Genomic DNA, 21,058 nt, shown 5'->3' on the forward strand with positions numbered 1-21,058 from the left:
GAAGCAGCAGCACCCTCTATGACCCCCGTTCTCCTTTTTGTCCTCGGCGTCGTGTTCGTGGCCATCGGCATCGCTGCCTCCATCGCGCTCCATGAAGTGGGCCACCTGGTACCGGCCAAGCTCTTCAAGGTTCGGGTCACCAAGTACATGATCGGCTTCGGCCCCACCCTGTGGTCCCGGCGGAAAGGCGAGACCGAGTACGGGATCAAGGCCATCCCGCTGGGCGGCTACGTGTCCATGATCGGCATGTACCCGCCCAACAAAGAGGATGGCTCGGTCCGCCCCTCAAGCACCGGAATGTTCCAGACGCTCGCAACGGAAGCACGCTCCCTGGCTCATGAGGAAGTAGGCCCGGGCGACGCGAACCGGGTCTTTTACCGGCTTCCGGTGTGGAAGAAGATCATCGTCATGCTCGGCGGGCCGGCCATGAACATGGTCCTCGGCCTGATCCTCACTGCCGTCCTGCTGATGGGCTTCGGCATGGCAACGGCTACCACCACCATCTCGGACGTGTCCAAATGTCAGGTGGCAGCGGGCGAAACGGTGGACCCGGACTCTGCGGACTGCCAGTTGACCCCGGCCGCCGCGGCAGGACTTCAACCCAACGACACCGTCACCTCCTTTGACGGGAAGGTGGTCACCAGCTGGGACCAGCTGACAGAGTGGATCCGTGCCTCCGCCGGCCGGGAAGTGGACATCACCGTGGAGCGGGACGGCGCCTCCGTTTCCACCACGGTGACGCCGGTCCTGTCCGCCCGGCCCATCATCGGCGCCGACGGCAGGCAGGCAACGGACGACGCCGGCACCCTCCTGTACCAGGACGTAGGCTTCCTGGGCATTGGCGCGCAGACGGAGTTGGTGCCGCAGCCGGCGTCGTCCGTCCTTCCGATGGCGGGGGAGAACATCCGCCAGGTGGCCGGAGTCATCTTCAATCTGCCGGCGCGGGTGGTGGGTGTTGCGAAGGCGGCATTCAGTGAGGAACCGCGGGACCCCAACGGCCCCATCAGCGTGGTGGGCGTGGGCCGGGTTGCCGGCGAAGTGGCCGCGATGGAAGAGATCCCGGTCCAGTCCCGGGTGGCCACCCTGATTGGCCTGCTGGCCGGGCTCAACTTCGCGCTGGCAGTTTTCAACCTGGTCCCGCTCCTGCCGCTCGATGGCGGCCACGTTGCCGGGGCACTCTACGAAGGTGCCCGGCGCCAGGTGGCAAAACTGTTTGGCCGGCCTGATCCCGGGGCGTTCGATATCGCGAAACTGCTTCCCGTCACATACGTGGTGGCGGCCCTGCTCATGGGAATGAGTGCCCTGCTGATCTACGCCGACATCGTGAAACCTGTGAACCTCTTCGGCTGATGGCGGCGCCCCTTCTTCCGCGGAGCCGGTTCCCGCCCTGCCCAATGACGGGTCCATATCAGCCGTTGATGGCTGATATCAGAAAATCAGCTAATTCCGATTGATTGATGACGATCAGCCGCTTACGGTTGAATCATGTATGTCCTGACGATCGACCAGCGCGGCAGTACCTCCGATGTGGACCGGGTGCCGGAGCTCATCTCGGACCTGGCAAGGCTGACGCCCGCCACTTTTGAACGCTCCGTGGGTGACGAACTCCAGGGCGTGCTGGCCTCCGCCGACGAGGTGGTGGATGTAGCCCTGCATGCGCTGCGGGGCAGGCACTGGTATGTGGGGATCGGATTGGGAAACGTACAACTTGCCCCTGGCGGCAGCCCTCGTGAAGGCTCCGGGAGCGCCTTTGTGGCGGCGCGCAAAGCTGTGGAACTGGCGAAGGGTGCGGCCAGCCAGGTTCCGTTGTCAGTGGTGGCCGGGACGATGGGTGGTGATACCCGGACCCCAGCCCAGGAAGGTGACATGGCGAGCGCAAATGCGCAGGCGGTGCTTCGTTTGATCGGGCGCCTGGTGCAGCAGCGGACCCCTGCGCAGTGGCGCGTAGTAGACCGGCTGCGCGCACTGGAGGGCGGGGCAGGCAGGCACGGTGGCCAGAAACTCGTGGCCGGGGAACTGGGAATTACGGAACAATCGGTGAGCCGTACCGTGCTGAGGTCCGGATGGCAGGAAGAATGGGCTGCCAGGCCGGCAGCTTCCATGCTCCTTGTCCATGCCCACTCCCTGGTGGCTGCCGGCTCCCGTCCCAAAGGCACCCACACTGAACCTGGCCAGACCGAAGGAGACCGTTGACTGCATTCTGGATCGCTGCCGCCCTGCTGCTGGCCGGGTTTGGCGGATGGCCTGTCACGGCGTTCGTCTTCAAGCTCGCCCGCACCATCGACGACAAGGCGGACGCGGCGAAGGCGGCGGAAGAGGCGCGGAGGGCGGCCGAGGACCCCGCCGCGGACGTCACGGTGGACCGTTCCACCGGGCACCGGCCGGACACGCCCCACCAGAATGTGGACGGTGAACTCACCGCTGAACCCGGCCGGCCGGCCTCAGACGCTGCGCCTGCCGGGCCGGCGGTCCCCAGCCAGCGGATCCTGCGCGGCGGGGCCATCATTGGCATCCTGGAGCGGCTGGGCGTGTGCCTTGCCATCCTCACCGGCCAGCCGGTCGCCATCGCCTATATCGTGGCCGTCAAAGGCCTTGGCAGGTTCGCCGAGCTGAAGGAGACGCCGGTAGCTGCGGAGCGCTTCATCATCGGGACCCTCACGTCGATGCTCTGGGCCGCAGGAATCGCTGCTGCCACCAAGGTCCTGTTCCTCACCTAGCATCCCGCCGGGTACCTTCCCGCACGGCCGGACAGCCTGCGGGATGGGTGGTAGGGCAGGCAGGGCGATAGGGTAGCAGTATGACAGTTTTTGCCGTTGAGTACGTTTACGCCGCCGATTCCGCCGAAGCCCGGAACGAGGCACGGCCCGCCCACCGAGAATGGACCGGCACCCTGGCCCAGGACGGAGCCATCCTGGCCAGCGGACCCTACGGCGACGGCGCAGGCGCGCTCCTGATCTTCAAGGCAACGGACGAAGCAGCACTCAACTCGATCCTGAAGCAGGACCCGTTCGCTGCTGCCGGAGTCATCGCCGGAATCCGCATCACTGAATGGTCTCCGGTCACCGGCATGCTCGCCGGGCTCACCGCCTAAGCCGTTTCCACTTTTTACCTTTAGGAGTCCACGTGACCTCGGTCAGCCTGGGAATGCCGTCCGCCCCGCCACCCGTCCTTGCCCCCCGCCGGAAGACGCGCCAGATCAAAGTCGGTTCCGTCGGAGTCGGCTCGGACTATCCCATCAGCGTGCAGTCCATGACCACCACGCCCACCACTGACATCAACGCGACCCTGCAGCAGATCGCTGAGCTGACGGCATCAGGGTGCGACATTGTGCGTGTTGCCTGCCCGTCCGCGGACGACGCCGAGGCGCTGCCCATCATTGCCCGGAAGTCCCAGATCCCGGTCATCGCGGACATCCACTTCCAGCCGAAGTATGTGTTTGCCGCCATCGAGGCCGGCTGCGCCGCCGTCCGGGTAAACCCCGGAAATATCCGCAAGTTCGATGACCAGGTCAAGGAAATCGCCGCCGCCGCACGCGACCACGGCACGTCCATCCGCATCGGCGTGAACGCCGGTTCGCTGGAACCCGGGATCCTCAAGAAGTACGGCAAGGCCACCCCCGAGGCCCTGGTGGAGTCCGCCGTCTGGGAGGCGTCCCTGTTCGAGGAGCACGGATTCCACGACTTCAAGATTTCCGTGAAGCACAACGATCCGGTGGTCATGGTGGCCGCCTATGAAATGCTGGCGGAGAAGGGCGACTGGCCCCTGCACCTTGGCGTGACCGAGGCCGGACCAGCCTTCCAGGGAACCATCAAGTCGGCAACCGCCTTCGGAGCGCTGCTGTCCCGCGGCATCGGCGACACCATCCGCGTCTCCCTCTCGGCTCCGCCGGTGGAAGAGATCAAGGTGGGAAACCAGATCCTGCAATCGCTCAACCTGCGCCCCCGCAAACTCGAAATCGTCTCCTGCCCCTCGTGCGGACGTGCCCAGGTGGACGTGTACACCCTGGCCGAACAGGTCACCGCCGGACTCGAAGGAATGGAAATCCCGCTCCGGGTGGCCGTGATGGGCTGCGTGGTGAATGGACCGGGAGAGGCGCGGGAAGCCGACCTGGGCGTTGCCTCCGGCAACGGCAAGGGCCAGATTTTTGTGAAGGGCGAAGTCATCAAGACTGTCCCCGAGAGCGCGATTGTTGAGACACTGATCGAAGAGGCCATGCGTATCGCGGAAGAGATGGGGGAGGCCGATGGCGAAGATGCTGTCAAGGGTAGCCCCGTGGTTAGCGTCTCGTAGGGACGCTCCTGATCCGCCCGGGCTCTCCGTCCGTACGTTGGACGGCCAGGACACCGCGGCGCTGAAGTCGCTTGCGCAGCAGGACCCGGTGGCCAATGTGTTCATCCTTGCCCATCTGCGGGCTGTCGGCACGGCGGCGCCCACCAGCGGCGGCGCCGGGATTATCGGGGTTTTCGACGACGGCGTGCTGGTGGGTGCATGCTGGGCAGGCGCTAACCTGGTGCCGGTCCAACTGGACCCGGCCCTGGCCGCGGCGGTTGCCGGCGCGGCGAACAGGTCCGGGCGCCGCTACGCCTCCGCCTTCGGGCCGGCGCCCGCGGTGCTGGCCATTTACGCCGAACTCTTGGAACTGGGGCACCGGGCGCATGAGGTCCGTGAGGACCAGCCGCTGATGATCATCGACGGGCCACCGTGCGTGGAGCCCAATCCCGCGCTTGGGCTGGGGAGCCTCGCGGATTTCGACCGGATCCTTCCTGCCTGCGCCGCCATGTTCGAGGAGGAGGTAGGGTATTCGCCTTACCTCGGCGGCAGGGAGTTCTACAGCCGCCGCGTGGAGGGCCTCATCCGGCAGGGCCATTCCCTGGTGCACCTCAATGAGGTTCAGGAGGTGGTGTTCAAGGCCGAACTCGGGGCGGTCACCTCCGAGGTCACCCAGGTCCAGGGCGTGTGGATGAATCCGCTCTTCCGCGGGAAGGGGCTCAGTTCCGGCTATATGTCTGCGGTGGTGGAGCACGCACAAAAGGTGGCACCCATCACCAGCCTGTACGTCAACGGCTTCAACGTCCGGGCCCGCTCAACCTACGAGCGCGTCGGTTTCCGCCAGGTGGGAACGTTCGCTACAGTTCTCTTTTAGCCGGCCATCGCAGGCTTGAATCTGAATATTGGGGGAAAATTGAAGACGTCCGTGCTGGGAACTTTTGCGGCCACAGCCCTGCTTGCCATGGCAATCACTTCCTGCGGCGGCGCATCCGCTCCGGCCACCGGCTCCGAAGCCACCACGGACGCCCCGGCGGCAACCACAGCTTCCGCCCCAACCCCAACACCAACCCCCACCCCCGAGCCGAAGGTTTACACGGCTGAGGAGCTGTCCGCTGTCCTGGCACAGTTGCAGGACTCCAACGGCAGGAAACTGTCGGTCATGGCCAGCTCCGACCTCGCCGGGAGCATTGAGCAGGGTAAGGCCCTCATCGCATCCATGGACGTCCAGCCCGCGGAGTGCAAGGAAATGGCCGCCTCCACCGGGGTCCCGGCTTTGGATGACGCCGTCATGGCGGTGGGCCAGAGCCTGGACACCGCCGCCGGTTCAATGACCATGCTGACGCTCGCGACGGGCCTTGACCAAGCGTTCGTCGCCGGAGCCGCCGCGCAGGAGCAACAACTGGCAGCCTGTTCCGCCATGACCATGACCGTTTCCGGTGTGACAGCGGACGTCACGCTGACGCCGCTGGAGGCAGTGGGGACGATTCCGGGCACTCTGGCCTTCCGCACGGACACTTTCCTGCCGGACGGCCAGGTACAGTCCATGATCACGGCACAGGCACTGCAGCAGGGCGTGCTGTTCACGGCTGTCGCCGCTGGCGGCGAGAGCGAGGCGGAAGCTGTTGCCCGCACCGGCGCGCTCCTCGACTCAGCGGCGGCCCTGCTCAAATAAGTCGCCGGTGAGGTACCGCTGCACGGTGGGGGCGACGAGCCGGACCACCTCGTCCTGCCGCGCAGACGCCAGGGGCTCAATCCGGACCACGTAGCGGACCATCATCAGTCCCACCATCTGGGTTGCCACCAGGTCCCCGCGCAGGGCCACCTCTGCGGGCAGCCCTGGTACGCCGGCCATGATGCGGCTGATGATGGTGCGGCCCACCATCTCCCGAAGAAGTGTTGTCTTCGCCCGGGATCCGAGTGTTCCGCGCAGGAACGCCACCAGGCTCGCCTGCGCGGGGCTTTCCCACAGGTGCAGGACGGTGCGCACGAGCAGTTCTGCCCGCTGGCCCGGGTCCGTGTCCGCCACCCCGCGAAGGACCTCCTCGGGGTCGGCCGGCAGCTCCACGCTCAGGGCGAAGAGTTCGTCCTTGCCCTTGAAGAAGTGGTGGATCATGGCCGGGTCAACGCCTGCCGCACGGGCAACCTGGCGAAGGCTTGTCCCCTCGAAGCCATGTTCGGCGAACAACCGCCTGGCGGCGTCGAGAATGTGCTCACGGGATACGGCGGCGCCGCCCCGGCGTCCCCGCCGGGCCGTGGCACCACCAGGTCCGGGAGACGTCATGCGCTGCGCCTGCGCAGCGTCAGTGATGCGAGCACCAGTACGGCCAGGACAATGGCAACCATGATGCCGGCATCCTGCCAGAGCTGTCCGGTGGCCTCCGGATGTGCCGCGATTTCCTGCAGTGCGTCCACGGAGAACGTCAGGGGAAGGACATTGGAGACTGACTCCAGGACGTCATTCATCCGGTCACGGGGCACGAACAGCCCGCACAGCAGGATCTGCGGGACCACCACCACCGGCATGAACTGCACCGCCTGGAACTCTGTCCTGGCGAAGGCGGAACACAGCAGGCCCAGGGCCACGCCCAGTACGGCATTGATCACGGCGATCATCACCACGTAGCCCGGCGGGCCTTCGATGTCCAGGCTGAAGATCCAGTAGGCCACGGCGGTTGCCACCATCGACTGCAGGGCCGCCATGATGGAAAACGCCAGGCCGTAGCCGAAGAGCAGGTCCGCTTTATGCACCGGCGTTGTGAGCAGCCGTTCCAGCGTTCCGGAAGTCCGTTCCCGGAGCATCGTGATGGAGGTGACCAAGAACATCACCACGAACGGAAAGATCGCCAGCATCATGAGGCCCACCCGGTCGAAGGTGCGCGGCATTCCCGGCGGAAGCGCCTCGTTCTCGAAGAGGTAATAGACCGCCGTGAGCAGGAGCGCCGGAACCACCAGAATAAGGGCGATGCTCCGCCGGTCATGGCGCAGCTGGTCCAAAACGCGGCCTGCGGTGGCCAACAGCATCCTGGCGTCCATTACCCTGCACTCCTGTCTGCTCCAGCACCGCGGTGCCCCTGGCCGCTGCCCGTGTCCTCTGCCGGCGCCTGGTTCCCGCGGCCGCCACCGGATTCGCGGATGATGGAAAGGAACGCCTGCTCCAGGTCACTGCTGTGCCCGCGCCTGCCCAGCTCGTCGGGAGTCAGCTGCGCCAACAGCAGGCCCTCGCGGAGAAGCAGCAGCGTGTGGCAATGGCTGGCTTCCTCCATGACATGGCTTGACACCAGGAGCGTGGTCCCCGCCTCCGCCATGGAGCGGAACCGGCTCCAAAGGTCCGCCCGGAGCACCGGATCCAGGCCCACGGTGGGCTCGTCCAGTACCAGCAGCCTGGGGCGCGCCACCAGCGCGCACGCCAGTGAGGCGCGGCTGAGCTGGCCGCCGGAGAGGTTCGCCGTCTTCTGGCGGGCCTCCCTTTCCAGGCCGACGGCGGCTATTGCCTCTGCCGCGTCGGCCTTGCCTTTCCGGTGCATGGCACCGAAGTACCGCACGTTCGCTTCCACCGTAAGGTCCGGATACACGCTTGGAGACTGGGTCACGTAGCCCACCCGGTGCCGCAGTACGGTACTGCCCGCCGGCACCCCCAGGACGTGCACTGTCCCGGACGAGACAATCTGGGCCCCCACAATGGCCCGCATGAGGGTGGTTTTGCCGCTGCCGGACGGTCCCAGCAGCCCGGTGATCCGCCCTGCAGGGACGGTGAAATCCAGTCCCCGGAGGACCTGCAGCCTGCCCCGCGTGACCATCAGCCCCGAGGCGGCCACGGCCACAGAGGAGTCAAAGTGTTGTGGTTGGGTTGCCGCGTGGGACATGGCGCCTCCGCCGTCGTACAGGCTGCCGGGCACCTTACTGGCCCTGGAATTCACCACCTGATGAATTAAAGCTAGGCACCGCTCTGCTGCCCGTCAATGGGTCCCGAACCGAAAAATACTTGTCAACGTGGGCGCCGTCACATAGGTTCGATCTAGCTGCGCTGGAGTGGTTTGGGCGGTCTCACCAGTCCTCACCAGTACTTGGGCGATAACGGCGTTGAGCCACGCCCGGATGCGATGACCAGCCTCACGGGGGGGCCAGGGGCTTTGTTATTCCGGGCGTGGCTCTACTGTGTCCGGCGCCGGATGTGTCCGACCGGTGCCGGCCACAGTCGGGAGCGGGGGCCGGGTGCCGGTAGATTAGTACCCAGACGAAAATTGTCCGGCCCTGCTGATCCAGCACTTCCCCAGAAACGGATACCACCCGTGGTCCTAAGACTGTCCCAGCTTTTCCTGCGCACCCTGCGTGAAGATCCCGTCGACGCCGAGGTCGCCAGCCACAAGCTCCTGGTCCGCGCCGGATACATCCGCCGCGCAGCCCCCGGCATCTACACCTGGCTTCCGCTGGGGCTCAGTGTCCTGCGCAAGGTCGAGGACATCATCCGTGAGGAGATGGCGGCCATTGGAGCCCAGGAAGTCCACTTCCCGGCGCTGCTGCCGCGTGAGCCGTATGAGGCAACCAATCGCTGGACCGAATACGGTGAGGGCCTGTTCCGCCTCCAGGACCGCAAGGGTGCTGATTACCTCCTGGCCCCCACGCACGAGGAAATGTTCACGCTGCTGGTCAAGGACCTGTACTCCTCGTACAAGGACCTGCCCCTGAGCCTCTACCAGATCCAGAACAAGTACCGTGATGAGGCCCGTCCCCGCGCAGGCCTGCTGCGCGGGCGCGAGTTCATCATGAAGGATTCCTACTCTTTCGATGTTGACGACGCCGGCCTGGACGCCAGCTACGCCGCCCACCGCTCCGCCTACCTGAAGATCTTTGCGCGGCTTGGCCTGGAGGTTGTCCCGGTCACAGCCACCGCCGGCGCCATGGGCGGCTCCAGAAGCGAGGAATTCCTGTACCCCACGGAGATTGGCGAGGACACCTTCGTCCGCTCGGCATCCGGCTATGCAGCGAACGTCGAGGCCGTAACCACCGTGGTCCCCGAGGAGATCGACTTCAGCGACGCCCCCGCGGCCCAGGTGCTCGAGACCCCGGACACCCCCACCATTGAAACCCTGGTGGCCGCCTCGAACCAGATTTTCCCGCGTCCCGACGGCCGCGACTGGACTGCCGCCGACACCCTCAAGAACGTGGTCCTCGCCGTCACGCTGCCCACGGGCGAGCGCCAGATCGTCGTCATCGGTGTACCCGGCGACCGCGCCGTGGACCTCAAGCGCGTCGAGGCAAACATCGGAGCCTTCCTGCCGGTCGCAGGCGAGATCGGACTGGAGGCCGCAGGCGAAGAGGACCTGAAGAAGCACCCGCTGATCGTCAAGGGCTACCTCGGCCCGGGCATGTCCCTGGACCAGGCCCTGCTGGGGTCCGAAGGCGCCGCCAAACTGCCCTACCTGGTGGACCCCCGCGTTGTCAGCGGGACCGCCTGGATCACGGGTGCCAACGAGGCCGGCAAGCACGTCTACGGCCTGGTGGCCGGACGCGACTTCACCTGGGACGGTGTCATCGAGTGCACCGAGGTGCGTGCCGGTGACCCCGCGCCTGACGGCTCGGGCCCCCTGGAGACGGCGCGCGGCATTGAAATGGGCCATATTTTCCAGCTGGGCAGGAAGTACGCCGAGGCCCTGGACCTGAAGGTCCTGGACCAGAACGGCAAGCAGGTCACCGTCACCATGGGCTCCTACGGCGTGGGCGTCACCCGGGCCGTGGCAGCGCTGGCCGAGTCCAACCATGATGCCAAGGGCCTGGTCTGGCCCCGTGCCGTGGCGCCTGCGGACATCCACGTCGTGGCCGTCGGCAAGGGCGAGGACATCTTCGCCACCGCTGAACAGCTGTCACTGGACCTTGAGGCGGCAGGCCTAACGGTCATCTACGACGACCGCCCCAAGGTATCGCCCGGCGTAAAGTTCGGCGACGCGGAACTCGTGGGCGTTCCCACCATCCTGGCGGTCGGCCGCGGATTGGTGGATGGCGTGGTGGAGATCAAGGACCGGCGTACAGGCGAAGCGGAAAACGTGGCGGTTGATAAGGCCGTTGACTACGTGGTCAACGCCGTCCGCAACAGCTGAACCGCGGCAGTGGAATTTGGACTTGAATCCCTCCAACTGACAACGCTGCTCCTGCTGGTGCTGGCAGGCTTCGCTGCCGGCTGGGTGGATGCCGTGGTGGGCGGGGGCGGTCTGATCCAGCTCCCCGCCCTCCTGCTGGTTCCCGGCATCACGCCGGTGCAGGCGCTGGCCACCAACAAGCTGGGCTCGATCTTCGGAACGGCCACCAGTGCCACCACGTATTACCGCCGGGTGGGGCCGGACCTTAGGACGGCCCTCCCCATGGCGGTGATTGCCCTGGCGGGAAGTTTCGGCGGGGCAGTGCTCGCGGCCACGTTGCCGGCCAACGTCTTCAAACCCATCATCGTCGCGGCCCTGGTTGCCGTCGCCCTCTTCACGGCGCTTAAGCCCGACGTCGGTGACATCACCGCGCTGCGCCATGATGGCCACAAGCACTATGTGGTGGCATGCCTGATCGGCGCGGTCATCGGCTTCTACGACGGCCTGATCGGACCGGGTACCGGATCCTTCCTGGTCATCGCGCTGGTCTCGGCTATGGGCTACGCCTTCCTCGAGGCCAGCGCCAAGGCAAAGATCGTGAACATGGCCACCAACGCCGGCGCCCTGTTGTTTTTCATGCCGCACGGCTCCATCCTGTGGGGACTTGGCCTGCTGCTGGGCGCGTCAAACATGGCCGGCGGCTATCTCGGCGCCCGGACTGCCGTCAAGCAGGGCAGCAAGTTTGTCCGCATTGTCTTCCTGGCGGTGGTGGCGGCCCTCATCATCAAACTCGGCTATGACATCTGGCAGGAAAACTTCGCCTGATTTCCGCACTGAGTGAGGGGGGTGCCGGTGCTCGTGGCCCCGCGGGGGCAGGCGTAGCATGCAGGTATGTCACACGGCGACGATGACTACGCCCGGGCCCTGTCAGCCGCCCTTCACCACGCCACGGGGTGGCTGCACAGCCTTCCGGAGCGGCCGGTTGGACCAAGCGCCACTGCGCATGACCTGGCCGGCGTCTTCGGCGGCCCCCTTCCCCGGCACGGAATGCCGGCCGAACAAGTGCTGGACTTCCTCGCCCGGAGCGCTGGGCCCGGGCTGATGGCCATGCCGTCCGGCCGCTTCTTTGGCTGGGTTATCGGCGGCACACTGCCGGCGGCACTCGCTTCGGACTGGCTTGTCAGCGCGTGGGACCAAAACGCCGGCCTCCGCTATGCCACCCCCGCCGCCGCGGCCATCGAAGAAAGTGCAGGTGCCTGGCTGCTGGAACTGCTGGGCCTTCCCCCGGAGTCCGACGTCGGGTTCGTAACCGGCGCCACGATGGCGAACTTCACCGGAATGGCGGCCGCCCGGTGGCGCCTCCTCGCCGACGCAGGCTGGGACCTGGACCGGGACGGGCTGGCAGGTGCCCCGCGCATCCGCTGCTTCGTCGGCCGGGAACGGCATGACACGGTTGATCTTGGACTGCGCTACCTCGGACTGGGGCAACCAACGGCGGTGGCTGCAGACCACCAGGGACGCCTGCTTCCCGAGGCGCTGGACGCGGCGCTGGGGAAAGGCGGGGGACCGGCGCTGGTCTGCCTGCAGGCGGGCAAATGTGCACTCCGGCGCCTTCGATCCGTTTCCCGAGGCCATCGCCGTTGCCAGGAAGCATGACGCCTGGGTGCATATCGACGGCGCGTTCGGGTTGTGGGCGGCAGCAGCCCCCGGACTGCGCCACCTGACCAATGGATACGAGGCGGCGGACTCATGGGCGACGGACGCGCACAAGACGCTGAACGTGCCCTACGACTGCGGGATCGCCATCGTCCGGGACGCAGCCGCGCTCCGCTCCGCCATGGGCCTGCACGCCAGCTACCTGGTGCACGACGCCGAAGGGCCCGGGGACCCGTTCGAGAAAGTGCCCGAGCTTTCCCGCCGCGCACGCGGCGTCCCGGTCTGGGCTGCCCTGAAAAGCCTTGGCCGCGACGGCGTGGCAGCACAGGTGCACGGCTTGGCGGCAGCCGCCTCGGACATCGCCGCCGGGCTCGCCGGGCTGGATGGCGCCGAGGTCCTTAACGACGTCGATTACACGCAGGTGTGCGTGGCCTTTGGCGACGACGGCACCACCCGCGCGGTCACGGCCCGCATCATCGAGGACGGCAGGGTCTGGATGTCCGGCTCCCGCTGGCACGAGCGGGACATCCTGCGGGTCTCCGTCAGCAACTGGCAGACGGCCGAAGAAGAAGTGCGCCTTGCTGTGGCAGCCGTCGGCTCGGCCCTCGCCGCAGTCCGCAGCAGCTGAGCGGATAACATCGTCAGTCGGTACCGGCCGCCGCGCCCGGCTCCGGCAGTTCCTGCACCGGCGGCAGTTCCGGCAAAGTACGGCCGGCCAGGGTACTGGCCACCCAGAGTGAACGTGCCAGGTCGCCTTGATGGCCTGGCTTCCCGGCATACCCCAGCGCGTTGGCAACCTCCCTGGCGACGGCCCACTGCCTGGCCACCTCGCCATCCAGTCCCGCTGCAGCGCTGAAGTCGCTGCACCGGCGCCGCAAGGCTTCGGCCGCGCCGCCAGCCGGCAATCCGCTGATCCGGTTCCAGAGCAGGGGTGCCACGGCATACTCGGGTTCGCCGATCATGGGCTGGGGGTCGATGGCTGCATAGTCCGCGGCCGTCGGCCGTCCGTCCAAGCTGCCCTGCCTGGCCAGGACATTGAGGAAATGCAGGTCAGTATGAACCAGGACATCCCGTCCGGACCGCCGTCCCACCGCACCCCGCGTCTGGCAAACCTCCAGCGCGGCTTCCAGCAGCCAGCGGGGGAACGGGCGGCCCAGCTGCTCCCAGTCGGCGGGCAGGTCATCGCTCCACTGCTCGGCGCGGGCGGCAATGTGGTCGAACTCCCGCCACTGCGGCCGGTGGTCCGGTGTGAGGCTCAACTGCCGCACCAGCCCGCCCCACACTTCGGCAGCCGCCTCAAAAGGCACTGTGGCAAGCGAGCTGCCGGCGTCCAGCCGCTGCAAGAGCATGGCGCACGTGCCCGCGTCCGCTTCGAGCAGGGCCACCGCGCCCTCCCCACCCCACAGCTCCAGCGCGTGCCGCTCAACCCGGGCTTCGTCGTGCGGAAAGGCAACTTTGAGGGCCGCCGTGGAACCATCGGCCTGCCGTACCGGTACCACCACGCCGCCGTGCCCGTTCCAGGGAAGGCTGCCGGCGGGGAGGTCGGTTTCGAGGCGCCATTGCTCCAGCCGGCCCTGGATCAGGTCCGGCAGCGAGGCAAGCCAGGCACGTCCTGCGCTGCTCCGGCTGTACCGGGCGGTAAGGTCCGGCGGGATGGGTACGGCTGCTGGCGTGTTCATCAGGTCCAGCCTAGGCGCCCCAGGCGGGACTTCCGGAGCGGGCAGGGCGGGGGACCCGGAAATCCTGCCCTTACTGCGGCAGCAGAGGCAGCCGCGCCTCATCCAGCATCATTCCGGGAACAGCGCCCGGGTCCCCGCCCCAGTGCATTGTCCGGGCCGCGGCCGCCTGCAAGCCCGCCATCGCCCACGCGCGGGCGGAGCCGTCCGTCAGTGCCACCACGTCTCCATACGCGGGAAGGGTCGCAGCCTCCAGGCGCGCCAGTCCGACGGCGGGCGCAGCCAGGAAACCGGGCTCCAGCGCGTAACCCGGCTCCTGCGGCGGCGGAACGGCGCAGTACAGACGGCTGGCGGCTTCGGCATCCTCCACAAGGTCCTGGTGCCGCCCCAGGAATTCCGACGCCGTCCCGGCAGCATCCGCGGGGAGCCGCGCCAGGGCCGCCTGGTAGCCGTAGACCACCTCCAGCTCGGCGGCAGCCAGGGCTGCGAGGGCGCTGCCCGCCCCCGCCCGCCCAGCTGACTGTGCCTGCTCTCCGGGCTGTTGCTGCTCTCCTGACTGGGCCTGCCCTTCGGACTGGGCCTGCTCGCTGGCGGGAGCCTGGCCTGACGGGACAAAAGGGCACGCTGCAGCTGTCCCAGCGGACGGTGATCCTGATGTCACGGGCGCGGTGGCGCCGGCACCCGCGGCGGCCGGTGCCGTTGGTGCGGTGCCACCCGGCACGGCCTGGTTGATACCGGCGACGGCGTCGGGGCTGCCGGCTGCCGCGGCGAGCTCTTTGGCCGCCAGTACCTGGGCTGTGCCTGCCCCTGCCAGCAGGCGGGCCATCCCGCCGTCGGCCGTTTCCGCGTCCCGGAGCCGTTCCGTACCGCTGGTGGCCAGGGCTGTGGCAAGTCCGGCAGCTGTCAGCCCGGCAGGAGCCGGCGTGGGGGTGCCAGTGGTTGGCGATGGGGCCGCCGACGCAGCGGCCTCCGGCAGCAGGAGCGCGCGGGCCTGAATGGTCAGCAAGGTCACAACCCGGTCCAAGCTGGCGGCAGCAGCGCCGTCGGCCGTTCCGGCAGCAAGCTGGAGCCCTGAGGCGCGGAGTTCAAGGACGTCCGCCAGGGCGGCCGCGCGGGCCTGCTCCGTGAACGGGGGAGCGGGCGGCTCGGGCGGATCCGCGGGAATCAGGGCGAATCCCAGGCTGAGGACAAGGAGTGCTGCGAGGGTGATGACGGCGTACCGGAAATAGCGCATCCGTGGTTGGTTTTCCTGGTTGTCGTCGTTCACAACAGACCATGGTGCCACGGCTGAGGGGGATCGCCGTGCACCGTTCTGCCGGTAAAATAGCTACGCTAGTACACACCACATCATCTATAGGGAGGCGGCCGGCATCGTGAGCAATGCAGAAGCCACGGCTTCACCAGACCACACCGGAACTGGCAGGGCTGGGACCGCAGCGGCACACAATCCGGAAGCTGCCCGGCTGAGGGCGCTCCTTGAACCCTCTGTCCTGGCCAACAGGCTGTACCTCGAGGACGTGGAAATAAACGTTGCCGGGTCCCACCGGGTGGTCCACGTCGTGGTGGACCTGCCGCAGGAGGAGACGGGCGGCGTAAGCCTCGATGTCATCGCAGACATTTCCAAGGTCATGTCCGATGTCCTTGACAACGATCCCAGCATGGACAGCCGCCCCTACGACCTGGAAGTTTCCTCACCAGGTGTGGGGCGTCCCCTGACCGAACCCCGCCACTGGCACCGGGCCAGGGGCCGGATGGTCACGGTGAACGTCATCCAGGGTGACAACGTCACCGGCCGCATCCAGGCGGTGGACGACGCCGGCGTGACAATCGTCCCGGAGATCGCCGTTAAGAAGGGCATGAAGCCCAAGCAGGGCGGCCCCACCAAACTTCCTTTCGACAGGATCCGCAGCGGAAAAGTCGAGATCGAATTCAGCCACCTCAATGAGGGCGGTCTGGAACCTGAACACAATGGACCTTCTGAGGAGGCCTGATGGATATTGACATGAGCGCACTGAGACTTCTGGAGCGTGAGCGTGAAATCCCGCTGGACCTCCTGATCCCCACCATCGAGCAGGCGCTCCTGGTGGCCTACCACAAGTCTCCCGGCGCCTTCGAAAAGGCCCGGGCCGAGCTGGACCGCAAGAGCGGCCACGTGACCATTTGGGCTGTGGAGATCGACGACGACGGCGCGCCCATCGGCGAGTTCGAGCACACGCCGGAGGGTTTTGGGCGCATTGCCGCCAGCACGGCCCGGCAGATCATCCTCCAGCGCCTGCGCGACGTTGAAGACGACAACGTGCTCGGCGAATTCAAGGGCCGTGAGGGCGAACTGGTTTCAGGCACCATCCAGCAGGGCAATAATCCGCACATGATCCAGGTCAACCTGGGTTCAGTGGAAGCGCTGCTTCCGCCGCCCGAGCAGGTTCCGGGGGAGAAGTACATCCACGGCAACCGGCTCCGTGCCCTGGTCATTGACGTCCACCGCGGCTCCAAGGGCCCGTCCGTCACGCTGTCCCGCTCCCACCCGGGGCTTGTGCGCAAACTCTTCGAACTGGAAGTTCCGGAGATCGCGGACCGGTCAGTGGAGATCGTGGCACTCGCCCGCGAAGCGGGCCACCGCACCAAGATTGCGGTGAAGGCGAACGTCCCCGGGATCAACGCCAAGGGAGCCTGCATCGGTGAAATGGGTTCCCGGGTCCGCGCCGTCATGAACGAACTCAACGATGAAAAGATCGACATCGTCGACTTCAGCGAGAACCCGGCCACGTTCATCGCCAGCGCCCTCTCGCCCTCGCGTGTGAATTCGGTCACCATCACGGATGAGGCCACCCGGTCAGCACGCGTGGTTGTCCCCGACTACCAGCTGTCCCTCGCCATCGGCAAGGAGGGCCAGAACGCCCGCCTGGCCGCGAAGCTCACCGGCTGGCGCATCGATATCGTCTCCGACGCCGCCACGGCCAAGGAAAGCTGACCCGCCGCCCGGCCGGATCCTGCCACGCCGGAGCCGGCCGGCAGTTCCGGCGGAAGGCCCCGGAGGGGCTAGAATAGATAGGACCGCGCCTTACGGCCGGTAACCGTGTGCCTTGCGCGTGCCCTTTCCCGATGGGGAGGAGCGCGTCCATGGCCTGCAGAGATGAACGTCAGGACGATTGCCGTGGCAGAAGTACGTACCAGCGGGAGTCAACCGGAACGCACCTGCATCGGTTGCCGGAAGAAGGGGCCGCGGTCTGAGTTACTCCGGCTCGTCGCCGAAGGCAGTGGATCAACCGCTGTCCTGGTGGATGAACGACGCCGGATGGCTGGCCGGGGTGCATGGCTGCATCCCAGCGAATCGTGCCTGGCTCTGGCAGTAAAGCGGCGAGCGTTCGGACGCGCCCTTCGGGGAGCAACCGGAACCGAAGCCGTGGAACGCCGGATCACATCAGGTCCGATCGTCACAGGCGCCACGGCGGCTGCGACACCAACCGTCCAACCTGAAAGCGGGTCAGAAATCTGATGGAAACCCGATGAGTTCCCAGCGATGAGTGCGTAACGATGACAACTTTGTTGCGCTCTGCAATGGGCCCTTATGCAGCATCCGCGGCTGGGGCCCGCAGTAAGAAGTAGACGGTTCGTGCCTGGCTCGGTGCGGACCGAGACAGGAGAAATGTGGCCAAGGTCCGCGTACACGAGCTCGCGAAAGAGCTCGGTATTACTTCCAAAGATGCAGTGACAAAACTGCAGGAACTGGGCGAATTCGTTCGCTCCGCCTCATCCACCATTGAGGCCCCCGTCGTGCGCAAGCTGCGCAACGCCTTCCCCGATGCTGCCCCCAAGAGCGCAGCACCCGCAGCTGCTCCCAAGGCACCTGCTCCCGCCGCGGAAGCACGTCCGTCAACCCCGGCTCCGGGCCCGGCAGCTCCCAAGGCTCCGGCACCCAAGGCTCCGGCACCCGCAGCCCCTGCCCAGGCGGCTGCCCCGTCGGCACCTGCTGCCAGCGCGCCGTCGGCACCTGCTGCCAGCGCGCCGTCGGCACCTGCTGCCAGCGCTCCGGCTGCGCCCGCCGCGCCCGCAGCACCCTCCACCGGCGCAAAGCCCGGTGCCCGTCCGGCTCCCAAAGCTGAGACCCCCGCCGCCCGCCCGGGTGGCTCTACTCCCGGTTCGAACGCGCCCCGGCCGGGCGGCCCCCGCCCCGGCAACAACCCGTTCGCCACCTCGCAGGGCATGCCCCGCGGCCGTGGCGGCGACGGTGACCGCGCTCCCCGTCCGGGCAACAACCCGTTTGCCACGTCCCAAGGCATGCCCCGCCCGGGTGGCGGCCGCACCGACGGTGACCGTCCCGGTGGTCCGCGTCCCGCGGCCGGTGCCGGTGGTCCCCGTCCGGGTGGTCCGCGTCCCGCGGCCGGTGCCGGTGGCCCCCGTCCCGCAGCCGGTGCCGGCGGTCCCCGTCCCGGTGCACCCCGCCCCGGTGGTCCGCGTCCCACTCCCGGCATGATGCCCAACCGCACTGAGCGTCCCGCACCCGCAGGTGCAGGCCGTCCCGGTGGCGGTGGCCGTGGTCCCGGACGCCCGGGTGGCGCTCCCGGAACCGGTGGTCCCGGTGCCGGCGGCGGTGCTCCCGCCGGCGGTGGCTTCGGCAAGGGCGGCCGCGGCCGCGGCGGCACCCAGGGTGCCTTCGGCAAGGGCGGCGCAGGCCGTGGCAAGCAGCGCAAGTCGAAGCGCGCAAAGCGCCAGGAACTTGAGCAGATGAGCGCACCGTCGCTGGGTGGCGTGAGCGTACCCCGCGGCGACGGCAACACCGTTATCCGCCTGCGCCGTGGCTCCTCTATCACGGACTTCGCCGACAAGATCGAGGCAAACCCCGCCGCACTGGTGACCGTGCTGTTCCACCTCGGTGAAATGGCAACCGCCACCCAGTCGCTGGACGAGGACACCTTCGCGCTGCTGGGCGAGGAACTGGGCTACAAGCTGCAGGTCGTGTCCCCGGAGGACGAGGAGCGCGAGCTGCTCTCCACCTTCGACATCGATGTGGAAGCCGAACTCGAAGCCGAGGGCGACGACGAACTCGAGCCGCGCGCTCCGGTGGTCACCGTCATGGGCCACGTTGACCACGGTAAGACCCGGTTGCTGGATGCCATCCGCAACTCGGACGTCGTGGCCGGCGAGCACGGCGGCATCACCCAGCACATCGGTGCCTACCAGATCAGCCATGAGCATGAGGGCACCCTGCGCGACATCACCTTCATCGACACTCCCGGCCACGAGGCGTTCACCGCCATGCGTGCCCGTGGTGCGAAGGTCACCGACATCGCCATCCTGGTGGTCGCAGCGGACGACGGCGTTATGCCGCAGACCGTTGAAGCGCTCAACCACGCCCAGGCCGCCAACGTGCCGATCGTCGTGGCCGTGAACAAGATCGACAAGGAAGGCGCCAACCCTGACAAGGTCAAGGGCCAGCTGACCGAGTACGGCCTGGTTCCGGAAGAATACGGTGGCGACACCATGTTCGTTGAGGTCTCGGCCCGCCAGAACCTGAACATCGACGAACTGATCGACGCTGTGCTGCTGACCGCCGACGCCGCGCTGGACCTCCGGGCCAACCCGGACAAGGCCGCCCGCGGTATTGCCATCGAAGCCAACCTGGACAAGGGCCGGGGTGCGGTGGCAACCGTCCTGGTGCAGTCCGGTACCCTGGCCGTCGGCGACACGATCGTGGCCGGCACGGCCCACGGCCGCGTCCGCGCCATGTTCGACGAAGACGGCGAAGCCCTCGACGTCGCGCTGCCGTCCCGTCCGGTCCAGGTCCTGGGCCTGTCCAACGTGCCTCGCGCCGGTGACAGCTTCCTGGTGACCTCCGATGAGCGTACGGCCCGCCAGATCGCGGAGAAGCGTGAGGCTGCGGACCGCAACGCCCAGCTCGCCAAGCGCCGCAAGCGCATCAGCCTGGAAGACTTCGACCAGGCAGTGGCCGACGGCAAGATCGACACCCTCAACCTCATCCTCAAGGGTGACGTGTCCGGTGCCGTGGAAGCCCTCGAAGACGCCCTGCTCAAGATCGACGTCGGCGAAGGCGTACAGCTGCGCGTCATCCACCGCGGCGTGGGTGCCATCACGCAGAACGACGTCAACCTGGCAACGGTCGACTCCGCCGTCATCATCGGCTTCAACGTCAAGCCGGCCGAGCGGGTTGCCGAACTGGCAGACCGCGAAGGCGTGGACATGCGCTTCTACTCGGTCATCTACGCTGCAATCGATGACATCGAGATGGCGCTCAAGGGCATGCTCAAGCCGGAATACGAAGAATTCCAGCTGGGCACCGCCGAGGTCCGCGAAGTCTTCCGCTCCTCCAAGTTCGGAAACATCGCAGGCTCGATCGTCCGCAGCGGAATCATCCGCCGTAACACCAAGGCACGCATCAGCCGCGACGGCAAGGTCATCGGTGACAACCTCACCATTGAGACGCTCAAGCGCTTCAAGGATGACGCCACCGAGGTCCGCACCGACTTCGAGTGTGGTATCGGCCTTGGCTCGTACAACGACATCGTTGAAGGCGACATCATCGAGACCTTCGAGATGCGCGAGAAGCCGCGCGTCTAAACTGCCGCTTTACCGGTGGGGCCGCTGGAATTTTCCGGCGGCCCCGCCCCTACGCTGGGCGGCAAAGGATCTACGATCCTTTGCCGCCCAGCTTCGGCAGCGGAGCTGGCCTTCCCAACCCTCGCAAGCTCGGCTCGGGGCCCTCGGCCATCTCCTTAGATGCCACTCCCGGGCCCCACATCGATTGGCGCTTTTGTGTGCGCCCCCACATTTTCTTCTTATAGGAGTTGTTCATGGCTGATCCGGCACGTGCTGCCAAGATGGCGCAGCGGATTAAGGTTGTTGTTGCTGAGGCCCTGAGCCGGAAGGTTAAGGATCCGCGGCTTGAAGGAATTACTGTTACCGATGCCCGTGTGACCAATGATCTTCAGCATGCCACCGTTTACTACACCGTCTTTGGGGACCAGGCTTTGCAGTCTGATGCTGCCAAGGGGCTGGAGAAGGCCAAGGGTGTGCTGCGGCAGGAGGTGGGCCGCAATATCACTGCGCGGCTGACTCCCACGCTTGAATTCGTGGCCGACCAAATTCCGGTCAACGCCTCCAACCTTGAGGAACTGCTGCGGGAAGCGAAGAAGCGTGACGCCGAGGTGGCCGCCCTGGCTGCCAAGGCCAAGCACGCCGGCGACGCCGACCCCTACAAGAGCGATGCGTCCCCTGACGTGGAGATCGACGAAGACGACTTCGACGAAGAGGACCTCGACCTCAACGACGCCGACCAGTTCGACGAAGACGGCAACAAGTAGCCCCGAAAACCCCAGCAGAAGGCCCGGACCGCGAATGCAGTCCGGGCCTTCTGCTTCCCAGAAA

General features: G+C 66.9%; 19 protein-coding genes and 1 pseudogene. 15 read left to right on the forward strand and 5 right to left on the reverse strand.

Annotated features, from left to right (window positions below; genetic code table 11):
* Positions 1–18 precede the first annotated feature (18 nt).
* The 7 genes from AC5RU7_RS06240 (at position 19) to AC5RU7_RS06270 (ending at position 5,941) form a co-directional block, all read left to right on the forward strand.
* Positions 19–1,350 carry a M50 family metallopeptidase gene (locus tag AC5RU7_RS06240; RefSeq protein ID WP_494010467.1) on the forward strand — a complete coding sequence of 444 codons (1,332 nt, stop codon included), beginning with the start codon at positions 19–21 and terminating at the stop codon, positions 1,348–1,350.
* Positions 1,351–1,485: 135 nt separating this feature from the next.
* Positions 1,486–2,193, forward strand: coding sequence for a MarR family transcriptional regulator (locus AC5RU7_RS06245; protein ID WP_494051548.1), 708 nt, complete (start codon positions 1,486–1,488; stop codon positions 2,191–2,193).
* On the forward strand, positions 2,190–2,717 hold the full coding sequence (locus AC5RU7_RS06250) for a hypothetical protein (protein WP_494010465.1): 528 nt from the start codon (positions 2,190–2,192) through the stop codon (positions 2,715–2,717). Before AC5RU7_RS06245 ends, AC5RU7_RS06250 begins: the two co-directional genes overlap by 4 nt.
* Before the next feature lie 80 nt (positions 2,718–2,797).
* Positions 2,798–3,091, forward strand: coding sequence for a YciI family protein (locus tag AC5RU7_RS06255; RefSeq protein WP_494010464.1), 294 nt, complete (start codon positions 2,798–2,800; stop codon positions 3,089–3,091).
* Between the two features lie 32 nt (positions 3,092–3,123).
* Positions 3,124–4,290, forward strand: coding sequence for a flavodoxin-dependent (E)-4-hydroxy-3-methylbut-2-enyl-diphosphate synthase (gene ispG, locus AC5RU7_RS06260; protein ID WP_411376019.1), 1,167 nt, complete (start codon positions 3,124–3,126; stop codon positions 4,288–4,290).
* Positions 4,253–5,143 carry a GNAT family N-acetyltransferase gene (locus AC5RU7_RS06265; protein ID WP_494051619.1) on the forward strand — a complete coding sequence of 297 codons (891 nt, stop codon included), beginning with the start codon at positions 4,253–4,255 and terminating at the stop codon, positions 5,141–5,143. Before ispG ends, AC5RU7_RS06265 begins: the two co-directional genes overlap by 38 nt.
* A gap of 87 nt (positions 5,144–5,230) precedes the next feature.
* Complete coding sequence (locus tag AC5RU7_RS06270) at positions 5,231–5,941, forward strand: hypothetical protein (RefSeq protein WP_494051549.1); 711 nt, start codon at positions 5,231–5,233, stop codon at positions 5,939–5,941.
* Here AC5RU7_RS06270 and AC5RU7_RS06275 read toward each other — a convergent pair.
* Genes AC5RU7_RS06275 through AC5RU7_RS06285 form a run of 3 tightly spaced genes read right to left on the reverse strand, consistent with a single transcriptional unit; the run spans position 5,918 to position 8,132 of the window.
* A complete protein-coding gene (locus AC5RU7_RS06275; protein WP_494051550.1) occupies positions 5,918–6,550 on the reverse strand; it encodes a TetR/AcrR family transcriptional regulator in 633 nt (210 codons plus the stop codon). The two genes, AC5RU7_RS06270 and AC5RU7_RS06275, sit on opposite strands and share 24 nt — an antisense overlap.
* Positions 6,547–7,302, reverse strand: coding sequence for an ABC transporter permease (locus AC5RU7_RS06280; RefSeq protein WP_494051551.1), 756 nt, complete (start codon positions 7,300–7,302; stop codon positions 6,547–6,549). Before AC5RU7_RS06280 ends, AC5RU7_RS06275 begins: the two co-directional genes overlap by 4 nt.
* Positions 7,302–8,132, reverse strand: a complete 831-nt coding sequence (locus tag AC5RU7_RS06285; RefSeq protein WP_494051620.1) for an ABC transporter ATP-binding protein — start codon at positions 8,130–8,132, stop codon at positions 7,302–7,304. The genes AC5RU7_RS06280 and AC5RU7_RS06285 overlap by 1 nt, the downstream gene beginning before the upstream one ends.
* A 426-nt stretch (positions 8,133–8,558) precedes the next feature.
* Between AC5RU7_RS06285 and AC5RU7_RS06290 the strand changes: the two genes are divergently transcribed.
* From AC5RU7_RS06290 to AC5RU7_RS06300, 3 genes and pseudogenes are all read left to right on the forward strand, one after another.
* On the forward strand, positions 8,559–10,364 hold the full coding sequence (locus AC5RU7_RS06290) for a proline--tRNA ligase (RefSeq protein WP_494051552.1): 1,806 nt from the start codon (positions 8,559–8,561) through the stop codon (positions 10,362–10,364).
* A gap of 9 nt (positions 10,365–10,373) precedes the next feature.
* On the forward strand, positions 10,374–11,168 hold the full coding sequence (locus AC5RU7_RS06295; protein WP_494010458.1) for a sulfite exporter TauE/SafE family protein: 795 nt from the start codon (positions 10,374–10,376) through the stop codon (positions 11,166–11,168).
* Between the two features lie 66 nt (positions 11,169–11,234).
* Positions 11,235–12,627 (forward strand): annotated as a pseudogene (locus AC5RU7_RS06300) (pyridoxal phosphate-dependent decarboxylase family protein).
* Positions 12,628–12,640: 13 nt separating this feature from the next.
* On the opposite strand, the gene AC5RU7_RS06305 reads toward AC5RU7_RS06300, so the two are convergent.
* Together AC5RU7_RS06305 and AC5RU7_RS06310 are read right to left on the reverse strand one after the other, a co-directional pair.
* Positions 12,641–13,678 carry an aminoglycoside phosphotransferase family protein gene (locus tag AC5RU7_RS06305; RefSeq protein WP_494051553.1) on the reverse strand — a complete coding sequence of 346 codons (1,038 nt, stop codon included), beginning with the start codon at positions 13,676–13,678 and terminating at the stop codon, positions 12,641–12,643.
* A 70-nt stretch (positions 13,679–13,748) separates the two neighbouring features.
* A complete protein-coding gene (locus AC5RU7_RS06310) occupies positions 13,749–14,942 on the reverse strand; it encodes a DUF4439 domain-containing protein (protein WP_494051554.1) in 1,194 nt (397 codons plus the stop codon).
* Positions 14,943–15,048: 106 nt separating this feature from the next.
* On the opposite strand from AC5RU7_RS06310, the gene rimP reads away from it, so the two are divergent.
* The 5 genes from rimP (at position 15,049) to rbfA (ending at position 20,994) form a co-directional block, all read left to right on the forward strand.
* A complete protein-coding gene (rimP, locus tag AC5RU7_RS06315; RefSeq protein ID WP_494051555.1) occupies positions 15,049–15,666 on the forward strand; it encodes a ribosome maturation factor RimP in 618 nt (205 codons plus the stop codon).
* Positions 15,666–16,646 (forward strand): transcription termination factor NusA, encoded by a 981-nt coding sequence (gene nusA / locus AC5RU7_RS06320; RefSeq protein WP_494010453.1) that lies wholly within the window; start codon positions 15,666–15,668, stop codon positions 16,644–16,646. Before rimP ends, nusA begins: the two co-directional genes overlap by 1 nt.
* Before the next feature lie 162 nt (positions 16,647–16,808).
* Complete coding sequence (locus tag AC5RU7_RS06325) at positions 16,809–17,171, forward strand: YlxR family protein (RefSeq protein WP_133349936.1); 363 nt, start codon at positions 16,809–16,811, stop codon at positions 17,169–17,171.
* Positions 17,172–17,323: 152 nt separating this feature from the next.
* Entirely contained in the window at positions 17,324–20,251 is a 2,928-nt protein-coding gene (infB, locus tag AC5RU7_RS06330) for a translation initiation factor IF-2 (RefSeq protein WP_494051556.1), read from the forward strand.
* A 233-nt stretch (positions 20,252–20,484) separates the two neighbouring features.
* Entirely contained in the window at positions 20,485–20,994 is a 510-nt protein-coding gene (rbfA, locus tag AC5RU7_RS06335; protein ID WP_494051557.1) for a 30S ribosome-binding factor RbfA, read from the forward strand.
* The last annotated feature ends 64 nt before the right edge of the window (positions 20,995–21,058 follow it).

This window comes from Arthrobacter sp. K410C (genome assembly GCF_059090105.1).

Bases quoted from the DNA above. Each gene is read 5' to 3' on its own strand.
- AC5RU7_RS06240 (WP_494010467.1), top strand. From the start codon at position 19: ATGACCCCCGTTCTCCTTTTTGTCCTCGGCGTCGTGTTCGTGGCCATC.
- AC5RU7_RS06245 (WP_494051548.1), top strand. From the start codon at position 1,486: ATGTATGTCCTGACGATCGACCAGCGCGGCAGTACCTCCGATGTGGAC.
- AC5RU7_RS06255 (WP_494010464.1), top strand. From the start codon at position 2,798: ATGACAGTTTTTGCCGTTGAGTACGTTTACGCCGCCGATTCCGCCGAA.
- AC5RU7_RS06265 (WP_494051619.1), top strand. From the start codon at position 4,253: ATGCTGTCAAGGGTAGCCCCGTGGTTAGCGTCTCGTAGGGACGCTCCT.
- AC5RU7_RS06270 (WP_494051549.1), top strand. From the start codon at position 5,231: ATGGCAATCACTTCCTGCGGCGGCGCATCCGCTCCGGCCACCGGCTCC.
- AC5RU7_RS06275 (WP_494051550.1), bottom strand. From the start codon at position 6,550: ATGACGTCTCCCGGACCTGGTGGTGCCACGGCCCGGCGGGGACGCCGG.
- AC5RU7_RS06280 (WP_494051551.1), bottom strand. From the start codon at position 7,302: ATGGACGCCAGGATGCTGTTGGCCACCGCAGGCCGCGTTTTGGACCAG.
- AC5RU7_RS06285 (WP_494051620.1), bottom strand. From the start codon at position 8,132: ATGTCCCACGCGGCAACCCAACCACAACACTTTGACTCCTCTGTGGCC.
- AC5RU7_RS06305 (WP_494051553.1), bottom strand. From the start codon at position 13,678: ATGAACACGCCAGCAGCCGTACCCATCCCGCCGGACCTTACCGCCCGG.
- nusA (WP_494010453.1), top strand. From the start codon at position 15,666: ATGGATATTGACATGAGCGCACTGAGACTTCTGGAGCGTGAGCGTGAA.
- AC5RU7_RS06325 (WP_133349936.1), top strand. From the start codon at position 16,809: ATGAACGTCAGGACGATTGCCGTGGCAGAAGTACGTACCAGCGGGAGT.
- rbfA (WP_494051557.1), top strand. From the start codon at position 20,485: ATGGCTGATCCGGCACGTGCTGCCAAGATGGCGCAGCGGATTAAGGTT.